At 36.2% G+C, this 13959-nt stretch carries 12 protein-coding genes; 7 read left to right on the forward strand and 5 right to left on the reverse strand.

Annotation, left to right across the window (positions count from 1 at the left end):
- Positions 1 to 79 precede the first annotated feature (79 nt).
- The 4 genes from AC1RNE_RS19220 (at position 80) to AC1RNE_RS19235 (ending at position 5418) form a co-directional block, all read left to right on the forward strand.
- Entirely contained in the window at positions 80 to 697 is a 618-nt protein-coding gene (locus tag AC1RNE_RS19220; protein WP_492803190.1) for a MiaE family protein, read from the forward strand.
- Positions 698 to 1135: 438 nt separating this feature from the next.
- Entirely contained in the window at positions 1136 to 4123 is a 2988-nt protein-coding gene (locus AC1RNE_RS19225; protein ID WP_492803192.1) for a PD-(D/E)XK nuclease family protein, read from the forward strand.
- A gap of 213 nt (positions 4124 to 4336) precedes the next feature.
- Positions 4337 to 4828 (forward strand): RNA polymerase sigma factor, encoded by a 492-nt coding sequence (locus tag AC1RNE_RS19230; protein WP_492803194.1) that lies wholly within the window; start codon positions 4337 to 4339, stop codon positions 4826 to 4828.
- Positions 4829 to 4830: 2 nt separating this feature from the next.
- Positions 4831 to 5418: a hypothetical protein gene (locus AC1RNE_RS19235; RefSeq protein WP_492803195.1), complete on the forward strand. Its 588-nt coding sequence runs from the start codon at positions 4831 to 4833 to the stop codon at positions 5416 to 5418.
- 64 nt (positions 5419 to 5482) lie between these two features.
- Here AC1RNE_RS19235 and AC1RNE_RS19240 read toward each other — a convergent pair whose 3' ends face one another.
- Together AC1RNE_RS19240 and AC1RNE_RS19245 are read right to left on the reverse strand one after the other, a co-directional pair.
- Complete coding sequence (locus tag AC1RNE_RS19240; protein ID WP_492803196.1) at positions 5483 to 7027, reverse strand: hypothetical protein; 1545 nt, start codon at positions 7025 to 7027, stop codon at positions 5483 to 5485.
- Positions 7028 to 7036: 9 nt separating this feature from the next.
- Entirely contained in the window at positions 7037 to 7576 is a 540-nt protein-coding gene (locus AC1RNE_RS19245) for an RNA polymerase sigma factor (RefSeq protein ID WP_492803198.1), read from the reverse strand.
- Positions 7577 to 7907: 331 nt separating this feature from the next.
- On the opposite strand from AC1RNE_RS19245, the gene AC1RNE_RS19250 reads away from it, so the two are divergent.
- Positions 7908 to 8888 carry an oxygenase MpaB family protein gene (locus AC1RNE_RS19250; RefSeq protein ID WP_492803199.1) on the forward strand — a complete coding sequence of 327 codons (981 nt, stop codon included), beginning with the start codon at positions 7908 to 7910 and terminating at the stop codon, positions 8886 to 8888.
- A gap of 391 nt (positions 8889 to 9279) precedes the next feature.
- Here the strand turns inward: AC1RNE_RS19250 and AC1RNE_RS19255 are convergent, their stop codons facing one another.
- Positions 9280 to 9690 (reverse strand): SRPBCC domain-containing protein, encoded by a 411-nt coding sequence (locus AC1RNE_RS19255; RefSeq protein WP_492803200.1) that lies wholly within the window; start codon positions 9688 to 9690, stop codon positions 9280 to 9282.
- A gap of 479 nt (positions 9691 to 10169) precedes the next feature.
- Here AC1RNE_RS19255 and AC1RNE_RS19260 point away from each other — a divergent pair, with 479 nt between their 5' ends.
- Together AC1RNE_RS19260 and AC1RNE_RS19265 are read left to right on the forward strand one after the other, a co-directional pair.
- Positions 10170 to 11876: an FAD-dependent oxidoreductase gene (locus AC1RNE_RS19260; RefSeq protein ID WP_492803202.1), complete on the forward strand. Its 1707-nt coding sequence runs from the start codon at positions 10170 to 10172 to the stop codon at positions 11874 to 11876.
- 18 nt (positions 11877 to 11894) lie between these two features.
- On the forward strand, positions 11895 to 12359 hold the full coding sequence (locus tag AC1RNE_RS19265) for a VOC family protein (protein ID WP_492803204.1): 465 nt from the start codon (positions 11895 to 11897) through the stop codon (positions 12357 to 12359).
- A gap of 159 nt (positions 12360 to 12518) precedes the next feature.
- Here AC1RNE_RS19265 and AC1RNE_RS19270 read toward each other — a convergent pair whose 3' ends face one another.
- Entirely contained in the window at positions 12519 to 13055 is a 537-nt protein-coding gene (locus tag AC1RNE_RS19270; RefSeq protein WP_492803206.1) for an REP-associated tyrosine transposase, read from the reverse strand.
- A gap of 89 nt (positions 13056 to 13144) precedes the next feature.
- Positions 13145 to 13876 (reverse strand): LOG family protein, encoded by a 732-nt coding sequence (locus AC1RNE_RS19275; protein WP_492803208.1) that lies wholly within the window; start codon positions 13874 to 13876, stop codon positions 13145 to 13147.
- Positions 13877 to 13959: the final 83 nt, after the last annotated feature.

A 13959-nucleotide genomic window follows, 5' to 3' on the forward strand; every position in this document is an offset into this window, starting at 1 on the left:
GTTAAAAAAATCACCATTCACTCAATCACTCAATAGACAATTCCGAAAGCCGATGACCGAAAGCTGAAACCTATACATTATGACAAACGAACAAAAACAATACGCTACAAAAACAATGTTGGGTTTAAAACTTCCAACTGACCCACGTTGGGTAAATATTGCGGAGAAAAATATTGGAGAGATATTAATAGACCATGCCTATTGTGAGCAAAAGGCAGCCTCGTCATGTATTTCATTAATCATTCAGTTTCCTGAAAAAGAAAAACTCAGAGAAGTATTGATGCCTGTGGTTTCGGAAGAATGGGCACATTTCAGAATGGTAATTAAAGAATTAGACAAACGAGGCTTATCATTGGGCAATCCTCGCAAGGATTTGTACGTTCATCAGTTATATGAAGGTATGAAACGGGGAGGGTCGAGAGAGGAGCAATTGGGTGAACGCCTTTTTATGAATGCTTTGATAGAAGCCCGTAGTTGCGAACGTTTCAGGTTGCTTTCTTTGGAGATTTCTGATGAAAGTCTCAGAGAGTTTTACCATGAATTAATGATTTCAGAGGCAGGACATTATGTTAATTTTATCGACCTTGCTAAGGAGTATTTATCTGAAAGCTATGTAAAACAACGCTGGAATGAATGGCTTGAAATGGAAGCTGAAATCATGAAAAATCTGGAGATGAGAGGAGATAGGGTGCATTAGTTTTTTAGATTGAAGACTTTAGGACTGGAGGACTTTAGGATTTTTAGATTTAAGACGCTAGACGAAAGACATAAGAAGCAAGAGAAAAGGCTTTTGATTCTAGGGCTAAAAAAATCTCCAAAATCAGCGTATCTAATTAGCGTAAATCAGCGGGTAAATATTTTTGGAGACACAAGATTTTATGACTAGATGACTTTAGGATTTTTAGATTTAAGACGCTAGACGAAAGACACAAGAAGCAAGAGAAAAGGTTTTTGATTCTAGGGCTAAAAAAATCTCCAAAATCAGCGTATCTAATTAGCGTAAATCAGCGGGTAAAGATTTTTTGAAGATAGAAGGAACAAGATTTTACTAGGTGACGTGTGATAGTCGATAGCCAATTTAATACCATAGCTGACAGCCGACGACTGATGACTGACAGCCATAAAAATAATTATAATGCAAACCTTTCTTGATCAAGCTGCTGAACATATTTATAAACAACATACGCTCAATCAGCTGAGTCGCGTTTGTATCGTTATCCCTTCACGCCGTGGGGTTTTGTACTTCAAAGAAGCCTTAGCCAGACTTTCCGATAAGCCCTTTTTAGCCCCTGATGTATTGGCAATTGATGACTTTGTAAATACAATGACGGGTGTCCGACAGATAGACCAAGTAGCATTACTGTTTGAACTCTACGATGTTTTTAAGGAGATAGATACAAATGTAGTTTTTGAAAGATTCATGACATGGGCAAGTACCCTGTTGAATGATTTTGATAAAATAGATCAATATCTGGTAGATGCTAAAGCCCTATTTTCATACATGACAGAAGCCAAAGCCTTAGAGCGTTGGCAGATGCAATTAGGAGAGTCTCAAAGAGAGAAAAACCTAAAAACCGACCGTACTGATCGTTATTTTAAGCTATTTGAGAACATCTATTCAGTTTATCTCAATTTGCGTCAACGTCTAAAAGACAAAGGATTGCACTATCGCGGAATGGCGTATCGGGAGTTAGCAGAAAATGTTGATAAATATATTCTGGAAAAAGAGCGTCATACAAAGTATTATTTTGTGGGGTTTAATGCCCTAAGTGATGCCGAAGAAGCAATCATCAGGACGTTACTGAAAAGAAAAAACTTTGCCGAAACACTGTGGGATTCGGATACATATTATTTATACAACAAAGACCAAAGGGCAGGAAATTGGCTTCGTCAATATAAAAATGGCGATGAGAAAAACGGTAAGACGCCACTCTTTAATGAAGAATGGAAATGGCAGTCGGAAGAACTTTTGAAGGGCTCAAAGAACATTCAAATTATAGGCGTTTCTAATGCTAGTGTACAAGCCAAAGTAGCGGGAGATATTTATAAAAATTGGCAAAATTCAACTAATCTTACTGCTGATGACAAATCGCAAACAGCCATTGTGTTGGGCGACGAGAATCTGTTAGTACCCGTGATGAATTCTTTAGATGAATCCGTCAAAGATTTCAATATTACGATGGGGCTTTCTTTGCGGAACTCCATGCTTTTTACCTTGATAGATGCCCTTTTTGAGCTACAAAGGAATTTAGTAGAATTTAAAACAGAAGATGATGAAACAGTAAAAATTCCAAAATTCTCGCATCGACAAATTGTAAGAGTACTAAATCATCCTTTCTTGAGGAGGTATGAGTTGGTAAAGTTTCAGGTTCAACAAGGGGAGGTTCAAACCGAAAACCCCATCCGCAAAACCCTGCGGGAAATCACTGAAAGAAATCGTGTTTTTTTAAGCTCTAAAGAACTATTAGAAATTGCGGAAAATGAACCACTGTTCACTACAATTTTTAAACATTGGTATAACAAACCCAGAAATGCGATTAAGTGTTTTTATGAATTAATCGACTTATTAAGGGATGTTTACAGGGATAATCAAGATGCTATTGAAACAGAATACCTTTATCAATTTTACCTGATTTTGCAAAGAATGGAAGTAATCTTGCAAGAACGAGGCGAAACCGTGAGTATCCGTAGTTTCAAAACATTCTTGTATGAACTGATTAAACAAACCAAAATTCCTTTTGAATCTGAAACAGACGAAAGTCTACAAATTATGGGGATGTTGGAAACACGTACCCTTGATTTTGAAAAGGTAATTATACTGTCGGTTAATGAAAAAACATTACCACAAGGGAAACGCCAAAATACGCTTATTCCTTTTGATGCCCTAAGCGACCCACAGTTCAATTTGCCGACACACAACCATGCTGATGCCGTGATGGCTTATCACTTTTTTAGGCTATTACAACGTGCTAAAGAAATAGTATTAGTGCATGTGTTACCCTCAGATACCTATGGAGCTGGCGAAAAAAGTCGTTTTATCTTACAGATAGAACACGAATTAGCCAAGTTGAATAAAAATTTAAACATTACTTATCCAACCGTAAAATTTATAGGATTAGGAGAGTCGGAAGAGGTAGAAGAAACCCCTTTGCTCATTCAGAAAACCGTCGATATTCTGGCATTTATCGAAAATGAAATCACTGATAAAGGCATTTATCCTTCTCAGCTCAACCAGTTTCTGGATTGTTCTTTAAAATACTATTTTACACGCATTGCAGGTATCAAGCAAGAAGAAGAAGTTGAAGAAAAAATCGGCGTTGATACGTTTGGTAACTGGGTGCATAAAAACTTTGAGAACATTGATAAAAACTTTGTCGAGAAAGGAAGTACTATCGAGAAAGAAGGTTTACAAATAGTACTGGATAACATCGATGACTATTTAAAACAAGCCTTTATAGAGACGAATCAGGGTTTGAAAGTAGATGATGGCATGAACTTTATTTTATACCAAATTGGTGAAACCATTGTTAAGAAATTTATTAATTATCAATTAACCAACGAGCTTTTCCCGATTGAACTATTAGACGTAGAAAAAACACTAAAAGTAAGTTTCAATGCCAATGTAAATGGCAAAGAATTAGTAGTGAAAATAGCAGGAAGAATAGACCGATTGGATAGGGTGTCAGGTAATAAAATCAGGGTAATTGATTATAAAACGGGTAAAGTAGAAGCCAAAGATTTGCTCATGAAACCCGAAGATTTTGAAGAAAAGCTACTAGGAGATACCGATAAAGACAAATTTCGCCAGCTTTGGCTGTATAAATACATGGTGCTGAAACAGATGCTTTCGGTAAAGGGATTAACCATCAGAGGCGTAAAATTACCAGAGGATGCCAACGAAGTAAGTGCTGGCATTTATTCGTTCCGTAATATAGATGAAGGATTGTTGGAACAAAAAATCAATTTTACGCTGGGAGAAACAGCACAGGAGTTTGTGATAGAATCGGAAAAATACCTCAATCGTTTTGTCAATGAGTTATTAGACCCCGTAAAACCATTTGAAAAAACCAAAGACCAAACTAAATGCGAATACTGTGATTACCGACGGATTTGTGGAAGGTAACAACATCAAAAAGGTAGGGTCGTATGCAATACGACCTCTCTACGACCTTACTAGCAAGGAAACAATTTATATGATACCAAAAATGACGAATGCAATTCGTCACTACTGAACTGTCCCCTTCAAAATATTTCCCAATTATTTTTCCTTCTCTTGTGATTTTTTCACCATGTTGTACACTAATACAGTATCATCAATAAAAAGGATAACATCTTAGTGGACAAAAAGGAAACATTTATAAAAGCAATAAAAGAGAATGAAGGATTTATCTTCAAAATTGCTGCTGTATATACCAATAATACAGACGATAAGCAAGATTTAGTACAAGAAATCATTTACCAACTTTGGAAATCGTACGACTCTTTTAATCACCAAGCAAGTCTGAGTACATGGATGTACAGGATTGCGTTGAATGTAGCAATTTATCAACTAAAAGTCTCGAAAAGAAGGGTTTTGACTGTCCCCATTGATGGTTATTTTTTGGATAATCAAGACAATGATGATAGTGATACAGAAGAACAATGGCAAATATTTAGACGACTAATTGATAGCCTGAATTTATTAGATAAAGGTATTGTCATGCTCTATTTAGAGAATAAAAACTATGAGGAAATTGCAGAAATTATTGGTATTTCAGTGAGCAATGTAGGCACTAAACTTTCAAGAATTAAAGAAAAACTAAAAGCACAAATTACTAAACAACGATAACAATGGAATTAGATGATTTAAAAAACACTTGGGAAAAGGCAAATAGTCCATCAGAAAAACAACGTTTAACCTCTCAAATCATAGACCAAATGACACAGCAAAAATATGACTCGAAAATGAAGAAAATTGCTTATCCAGAAATAGCAGGAATAGCCGTTTGTTTAATTGGCGGAGCTTTTATAGCCATCAACTTTTATAAATTAGATACCGCTTTTTTGCAAGGTGTCGGTATTTTATCAATAATGCTATTACTAACGCTTTCTGGAATTAGTTTGTTAAGTTTACGACAATTCAATATATCCACAGATGTCAATAAGCCTTATGCAGAAACGCTTAAAATGTTTGCTAGTCAGAAAATGCAATTCTTCAAACTACAGAAAATCAATGTAACGTTGTGCTATTTATTGTTGGTTACAGTAATCATTTTATTGTCTAAACTCTTCAATGGTAAAGACATCACAGACAGTAAATCTTTTTGGATATTCTCCTTTACTATTGGCTATATCTTCTTATTATTTTACTCGAAATGGGTAGCTAAATTTTATCAGAAAACATTGAAAGAAACAGAAGAATTATTGGCAGAATTATAAATTATCAATCAGTAGGGTCGTATGGCATACGACCCCAATTGTCTAATGCAAGGTTTATTTATCCCTACAAACTCAAATTAATACCAACCTGTAAAGCATTGCTTCGCATATACGTTTTTACTTCTTGATTTTGTACCCACGAATTAAATGAATTTTGGGTTGAACCTTCTATATGCAAACCCAATCTTGGAGCAAATTGCCAGCGAATACCAAGGCCAGCTCGAATACCAAACACAAAATCAGAGGCATTTTCAAGATGACCATCGGTATAGCTAAATTTAGCTTTTTCCGCTAATGCTAAAGACGACATCAGCATCATTCGAGAATCATTTGCTATATAAGTATAAGAGGTTTGTCTTTGAAAAACAAAATCAGCAAGTGCATATAGTTGAAAATTGATGTATTTTTTCTTTTTACTTTTAAAGGATATAATATCATTCTGAGTGGTTAATGCCAAGCTATAAGTCTTCATCGTATGATTTTCAAACAAGAATACGTCTCTTGTGGTATCTAAAGTATTAGGCACTTTTGTAACAAAACCATCAAACCTATCAATAGGAATATTAACTGTACCAGTTGGCAAAACTGCACTATAATATTGCATACCATTTTTGGTAGTTAAATTTATTTTGGGAGACACCCACAAACTACTCCAAATAGGTAAATAAATGTATGGAGCACCCACATCATAAGTATTGTATGCCAAACTTATGCCCATTCTTGATCTTTTTGTGAGTTTCCACGCAACGCCAGCTTTCAAATTATAGGCTGTTCCTTTGTCAGGATATTGGGTAGTACCTATTAAAGATTTATCAGATTTTAAAGTCCATTCATTCCAGAGTTTACCATAATCGAATGAAAAGATAGGGTGTTTTAAACTGAATTTAGAGCCTGTATCTTCAGATTTACCCTCATGTTTGTCTAACCCTTCATCAGTCAACGGTTGAATGGGACGAATTTTACCAATAAGGTTTTTATTGTTTTTCGTTGATAAATCATTCAATTTTAGGTCTTTATGGATGATTATATTCAGATTGTTATTGGCTACCTTGTTGTCTGTAGTAAGTATTGCGGTATTGTTATTGTCAATTGCTACAGATGATGAGTTTGTGGTACTGTTAGTTTTATCACCATCAACTTTAGTTGAATACAATCTTGTATGATTTACTGGTTTTCTATAAACCGTAGACTTGACAGCTTTTTGCTTCTCTACATGATTAACAAAACTAACTAAACTACTTGTTGAATTTTCAATATCATTCTTTTCAGATTTACCCTCATTAGCTATGTTGTTTGTGCCTACTTTTTCATCTTTTGAGTTAGCTAATACTTGTGTTGTATTTATTTCTTTACCAAGTGAAGCAATCTCTTGATAATTCGCCTTCATTGTTTCATTATCATCTGTTAAAAACCAGAAAGCGATACCAGCAGTAATGATAAGTCCCAATGATAAGATAGTATATTTAAGCAAAGGTGTTATGCCTGCGGTTTCTTTACCAATGGTTTCGGTAGCGATACTACTCCAAAGGTTTTCGGGCGGAGGAAAAGCTTGATTTTCAAGAGACTTTTTGAAAAAGCTATCTAATTTATGTTCTTGGTTATTTTCCATTGTTAGTCTTTATTTCGTTACCGCCGATAATTTTTTCTGTAAAATTCTTCTAGCATCTGCTAAGTTAGATTTAGAAGTACCCTCGCCAATACCCAATTGTTCAGCGATTTCTCGGTGTTTCAATCCTTCAAAAACATAAAGGTTAAACACCAATCTGTATGATGGTGGTAATTCTTGAATGAGTTGTAAAATTTCTTGGCTTGATAAATAACCTAGGATGTCATCATCGCTTTCTAGGTCAAAAGTCTCCTCATGGTTGTTTATCGTTACCTGCTTCCACTTGGTTTTGCTTCTGAAATACTCTAAGGCAGTGTTTACCACTATTCGTTTTGCCCACCCTTCAAAAGAACCTTCATTTCTGAAATTTTTTAGTTGGTGGTAAATCTTGATAAAACTTTCTTGTAAAATATCCTTAGCTTCGTCTTTGTCAGCCGCATAACGCAAACACACGCCAAACATTTTTGGCGAAATAACTTGGTAAATCTTCTCGAAAACAAGATGATTTCCCTCTTGAAATTGTTCTATGTATGATGAGAGTTTATCAGGCATAATTTTAAACGAATAGCTAAGAAATCGATTTCTAAAGATAAGATGGATTTTGTGTAGAAAAGGTGGGGTGGAGGAGAGAATTTTTTTTGAGATAAAAGACGCTAGATTTAAGACTTTAGATACAAGACTAAAGAAAGCGAATTACAGATGAATGAAAATAACATTAAGACTAAAAAATTCTCCAGAATCTGCGTATTAAATCAGCATAAATCAGCGGGTAAAGATTTTTTGAAAGAACTACTTTATTGGTCATGATTTTTTGCCCGCAGATTTACAGAGATTTGAATCACAGATTTACGCAGATTTTTCTAACGTCCTAAAGTCCCCTAAAATGCAACTAATTAAACCAACCCGCTACTTTCCGAATGAATTAATGGACAAACTTCGCCAAACTGGTGATGAAGTAGCTGATAATATCATTCTACAAGTATTTCAGCAAACCGAGATGGCAGGGCTGCGTCATTTTTTCCAATGGCTCAATACTAACGAAACAGAATATTCTTTAGCAATTGTCAACGAATTCGTAAATCAGCAACCCATTTTACCAGACTTTGCTAATTGGAAAATGATGCAAAAAGGCATGAAGTTTTTTCAAGAAAATCAAGAACGTATTAGTATTATGTTGGCTTGTTTGGCTTTGCCGTATTGTTATGCAGGAGCAGATGGTGCAAGAGTGTTAGCAAAATCACAGCGGATTCAAACAGATACCCTAAAGCGACTAGAAGAAACAGGTGACTTTATATTTACCGTAATGCAAGAAAAAAACTGGCACAATGGTATTGCTTATCGTAAAATATTAAAGATAAGATTAATGCACGCCACCATCCGTTTTTTTTCAACATATCATGGAACATGGGATAACGCATGGGGAAAACCCGTCAATCAAGAAGATATGGCTGGTACAAATGGAGCTTTTTCATACATTGTTATCAGAGGTTTAAGGAAGTCGGGGAAAGCACCCGAAAGTACAGAAGCCGAAGCCTATTTGCATGTATGGAATGTAATTAGCCATATCATGGGCGTAGAAAAAGTATTAATCCCTAATAACCTTAGAGAAGCCTTTACGCTCGACAAAGTAATTGCCAAGCGCCAGTTTCGGTCGTCTGAAGAAGGTAAGTTACTTACCAAAGCCCTTTTACAAACCTTAGAAAGCTTTGTGCCAAATACGTTGTTAAAATTATTTCCAGCAGCACAAATGCGTTTTTTATTGGGCAATGAAGTAGCAGATTTATTAGGCATTCCTGCTGTTCCATTTGAAAGTAAATTGATACCTTTTATTCCTAGCAAGGTATTATTTAAGTCTTCTGAATAATACTAGTAGAAAGTTGACACTTCTCCTGCTTGGCGTAGTGTTCCTACACTACGTCAGTGTGTACTGCAATGTTACATTGCAAAAATGCAAGGCCTTTTATAATTATGTTCAAGTTGTGTACTCATACCACTATCCTTTTTGGACTAGGTGTAGCCTTCTAAGAAGCCCCTGCTTGGCGTAGTGTTCCTACACTACGTCAGTGTGTACTGCAATGTTACATTGCAAAAATGCAAGGCCTTTTATAATTATGTTCAAGTTGTGTACTTATACTACTATCCTTTGTGGACTAGGTGTAGCCTTCTAAGAAGGACTGACACACTGACGTAGTGGAAAACACTACGCCAAGCAAGGGTACTAAAGTCTTAAATCTAAAGTCTAACGTCTTCTAGTCCTAAAGTCCCTCCACATATTTTTTAAAATTATCTATCACCGCTTGTGTAAAAGCTTCTTGATCAGGGATAGGCGTTTGGGCTTCTGGGTCGAAGTTTTCAATTAAAATCGTTTCATCGCCATTTGACTTGAATATATTTACAACTTTTCGACCATCAAATAAAGTAGATTTAATGTATTCGTTGATAATTACTTTGTCGTAGATACCCGTAAAGTCAAAGGCTACGCTACCGTCTTTGGCTTTCATTTTGTAGATAAATGTTCCATTATCTTTTAAATCTAGCGTTACACTGGTAGTTTCCCAATCCTCCGAAGGATTATTCCATTGAATAATGTCGGCTGGCGTTGTCCAGCATTTCCAAACCTTTTCTATGGGGGCTTTGATACTTGTTTGTACAGAGAGTGCTTCCATCTTTTAATGATTATAATGATTAAGGTTTGTCAACCAAGAAAATTTAAATAAGTTTTACTTGTTAAATAGATACCAAATTTATCTCAATACTATTCAAATTAAGAAAATAAACACAAAAATGCTAACCCGATAATTTAGTTCAACCAACCAACAATCCACAAGCTTTAGTAGCTTGGAGTGTGAAGGATTAGAAGATTAGAAATACATATTTAATAAAGTTGCGGATGTAGCAAGCTAACAACTCGAACAACGTGTTATACAATGCCTACTGTTGAAATTGCAGGTACTCGTTATCCAGAAAAAACAATGGGTTTTGTAGATAAATAATATTTTTTAGTATAAAAAGAACAGAAAGTCCTTTCATTGATTTGAGAGGACTTTCTGTTTTATTATCTGTTCAAACCCCACAGGTTTGCATTGGTTTACGTAGATATTTTTTACTTTTATCTTACGATACCAAGATTCAATATTATTAAACGATGAACATCAACATAAATCAATTTGAACAGAATACTTATGATGCCATAGTAGTGGGCTCGGGAATTAGTGGGGGGTGGGCTGCTAAAGAACTTTCGGAAAAAGGATTAAAGGTTTTAGTACTAGAACGTGGGCGAAATATTGAGCACATCACAGGCTATAAAACTGCCTTAACTGACCCTTGGAATTTTGAGCATGGTGGAAAAGCCCCTTTAGATATTGTTGCCAAGCATCCTATTCAAAACCGTACGGGGTTTACCATTACAGAGTCTACTCATGAACATTTTGTAAATGATTTAGAAAATCCATACATCGAAACCAAACGTTTTGATTGGATTCGTGGGTATCATGTAGGCGGACGTTCATTAATGTGGGGACGTGTTTCGTTACGTTGGAGCAATATTGATTTTGAAGCAAATTTGAAAGAAGGTATCGGGATAGATTGGCCTATTCGATATAAAGACATTGCACCTTGGTATAGCTATGCCGAAAAATTTGCAGGAATATGTGGTACACGAGATGGACTGCCACATTTACCCGATGGCGAATTTCAACCACCGATTGAATTTACCTGTGCCGAAGAACATTTTGCAAAAGAAGTCCACCAGAAATTTCCGAATCGTTATTTGATTCACGGTCGTGGAGCACACATTACTAAGCCTACATCTGAACAATCGGCGTTAGGGCGTGCTTCTTGCCAGTCGCGTGATATGTGTATGCGTGGTTGTCCGTTTGGGGCTTATTTTAGCTCGCAAGCTGCTACTTTGCCTGCTGCTCAAAAAACTGGAAACCTTACAGTACGTCCGCATTCTATCGTGAATTCTATTATTTATGATGAACAAAAAAAGAAAGCAAAAGGTGTAAGAGTCATTGATGAACAAACGGGGGAATGGCATGAGTTTTTCGCCAAAATTGTGTTCTTAAATGCCTCCGCCTTGGGTTCTACCTTTATCTTATTGAACTCTGTATCCAACCGCTTTCCAAACGGAATGGATGATAGCGGACAATTAGGGCATAATTTGATGGATCATCATTTCAGAATTGGTGCTTGGGGCGAGATAGATAAATTTAAAGATAAATATTACAAGGGACGAAATCCAGTAGGGGGCTATGTGCCACGTTTCCGAAATATAGGGACGGATAAACGTGATTATTTACGTGGCTTTGGCTATGAAGGGGGAGCAAGAAGATATAGGCAGTCGGGAGGAGAAAATGAATTTGGAGCGGACTTCAAACACAAGCAAACACAAATAGGAAATTGGAGCATGGATTTAGGAGGCTTTGGTGAATGTTTGCCTTATTATGAAAACAAGGTCGAACTGTCTAAGCAAATTTCGGATAAATGGGGACAACCTGTTTTAAAAATGGATGCTGAGTTTAAAGAGAATGAAAAGAAAATGCGTGTGGATATGAAAAATGATGCTGCCGAAATGCTGGAAGCCGCAGGATTCAAAAATGTAAATAGTTATGATGATATTAGTTACCCTGGGTTAGGGATTCACGAAATGGGAACTGCCCGAATGGGACATGACCCTAAGACTTCGGTGCTCAACAAATGGAATCAGGTTTGGGCTTGTAAGAATGTATTTGTAACAGACGGTGCTTTCATGACTTCGGCATCTTGTGTGAACCCATCGCTTACTTATATGGCCATGACTGCCCGAGCGGCTGATTATGCGGTGAAAGAATTAAAAAAAGGAAATTTATAAACAATCTAAAATCAACCAATGAAAACAGTTCAATTGATTGCAGGCTTACTCGTTTGCCTCGTGTTCAGTAATAAAACTTTCGCACAAGATGCTCCTAAAAAAGGGATAGAGATTCTTTCATATAACCACGTGGGTTTGGCAGTAAAGGATTTGAAAGTAAGTGCAAAGTTCTATCGAGAAATTATCGGATTATCGCCTGTAGATGTGCCAGATAACCTATTGGCTATAAGAAGATGGTTTAAAGTAGCCCCGGGGCAAGAATTACATTTATTACTGGGTAGAGAGCAACCTGTAGCGAATAATGATAAAAATGGTGCACATTTTTCATTATCAATTCCTACAAATTCTGCCGATGGTATTGAGGCTTTTTTAAAAGCAAATAATGTGGCTTATCATAGACAAATGCGTTTTGATGGTGCGTTCCAAATCTACGTTACTGACCCTGATGGTTATGTAATAGAATTGAATGAGCCTAAGAAATAGATACAAATGCAGTCGCTCGCTTCAAGCGAGTGACCATTATTAAAAGGCTTCCAGCCTTTATTGTTTTTTCGGCTGGAAGCCTCATAATAGTCGTCACTCGCCTGAGGCTAGCGACTACATATAATGGTCACTCGTTTGAAGCGAGCGACTGCGGTTGTATTACCTTTGACTAGTTTTTATGGGCGAAAGTGGGCAAGCACTGCTATACAGATAATAAGCAGGGTCTGTGACTATACCAGCCGCTACAGGATTGTTGTGAATATAATCTACTTTTTGTTGGGTTACTTTCTGAGAATATAATTCAATGGGATAATTTGTTTTTTGCCAAAACATAAACTCAGCATTTTGTGCATAGCGATTAGCAAAAAACTTAAACATATACATCATCCATTCTTGCCTACTTTCTTCTGGATTCGCTTGAATCAGTTTTAGAATTTCTTTGGCTGAATAACTCTTAAAGTCTCGTAATAAATCGCCCAATCGTAATGCATTATTTCTCCTACAAATTAGATGGATATGACTTGGCATGATTACATATTCAAAGATTTCTAAATCTTTGTGAGCCTGACAATACTTTAAATTTTTAATGATTTCTTCAGTATAGATTTGTCGTGTGAAAACATCAATCCAACCTACTACGGAGAGCGTTATGAAATAAGTAGCATAAGGAACGTTGGCTTTTCTTAGTTCAGACATATTAGTGTTTTTTTTAGGGGTAGATTTAGGCTGGAAGCCTTTTAATAGCAGTCACTCGCCTGAGGCGAGCGACTGCTTATTTACTTTTCTTAGAAGTTTGGTTTCAACAAATACTTAGCGTAAAAATCATCAATTACTTTTACGGCATCCGTCGGATTATCAACTAATGAAATCAAGTTTAAATCATCTGGATTAATATTTCCTTCCGAAATCATTGTTTCTTTTACCCATTCTAATAATCCACTCCAATATTTTTTGCCTACCAATACTACTGGAAAACGCCCTATTTTTTGGGTTTGCATCAATGTAAGTGATTCAAACATTTCGTCTAAAGTACCAAAGCCACCGGGCATGATAATAAACCCTTGAGAATATTTTACAAACATTACCTTACGAACAAAGAAGTATTCAAAATCAATACTCTTGTCGCGGTCGATGTAGTCATTTGGTTTTTGCTCAAAAGGCAATTGGATGTTTAACCCTACAGATTTCCCACCTTGTAATTTTGCACCTTTGTTAGCAGCTTCCATCAGGCCAGGCCCACCCCCAGTAATTACGCCATAACCATGACGAACTAGCTTAGAAGCAATTTCTTCAGCCATTAAATAATAAGGATTTTCGGGTTTTGTTCTTGCCGAGCCAAAAATAGAAACACATGGACCAATCTTTGCTAATTTGTCTACTCCCTCTACAAATTCAGCCATAATCTTGAAAGTTCTCCAAGATTCTTCAGAATGAATTTCTGCCCAAGTATGGTCAATAAACGCTTTTTTAATCTTATCATCGTGCGTCATTAGTTTCTCGCTCTCTCTGTCTGTCATAGCTTTTCGAATTTTAATCGTTAAAAAATATTGATACTTCCGTACCTTTGTTAATGAATAAGTTGAAGTAACGAAAAAAAACG

Source organism: Arcicella sp. GW822-FHT02H01, from assembly GCF_058802005.1.

Bases quoted from the DNA above. Each gene is read 5' to 3' on its own strand.
- AC1RNE_RS19220 (WP_492803190.1), top strand. From the start codon at position 80: ATGACAAACGAACAAAAACAATACGCTACAAAAACAATGTTGGGTTTA.
- AC1RNE_RS19225 (WP_492803192.1), top strand. From the start codon at position 1,136: ATGCAAACCTTTCTTGATCAAGCTGCTGAACATATTTATAAACAACAT.
- AC1RNE_RS19235 (WP_492803195.1), top strand. From the start codon at position 4,831: ATGGAATTAGATGATTTAAAAAACACTTGGGAAAAGGCAAATAGTCCA.
- AC1RNE_RS19240 (WP_492803196.1), bottom strand. From the start codon at position 7,027: ATGGAAAATAACCAAGAACATAAATTAGATAGCTTTTTCAAAAAGTCT.
- AC1RNE_RS19245 (WP_492803198.1), bottom strand. From the start codon at position 7,576: ATGCCTGATAAACTCTCATCATACATAGAACAATTTCAAGAGGGAAAT.
- AC1RNE_RS19250 (WP_492803199.1), top strand. From the start codon at position 7,908: ATGCAACTAATTAAACCAACCCGCTACTTTCCGAATGAATTAATGGAC.
- AC1RNE_RS19255 (WP_492803200.1), bottom strand. From the start codon at position 9,690: ATGGAAGCACTCTCTGTACAAACAAGTATCAAAGCCCCCATAGAAAAG.
- AC1RNE_RS19260 (WP_492803202.1), top strand. From the start codon at position 10,170: ATGAACATCAACATAAATCAATTTGAACAGAATACTTATGATGCCATA.
- AC1RNE_RS19265 (WP_492803204.1), top strand. From the start codon at position 11,895: ATGAAAACAGTTCAATTGATTGCAGGCTTACTCGTTTGCCTCGTGTTC.
- AC1RNE_RS19270 (WP_492803206.1), bottom strand. From the start codon at position 13,055: ATGTCTGAACTAAGAAAAGCCAACGTTCCTTATGCTACTTATTTCATA.
- AC1RNE_RS19275 (WP_492803208.1), bottom strand. From the start codon at position 13,876: ATGACAGACAGAGAGAGCGAGAAACTAATGACGCACGATGATAAGATT.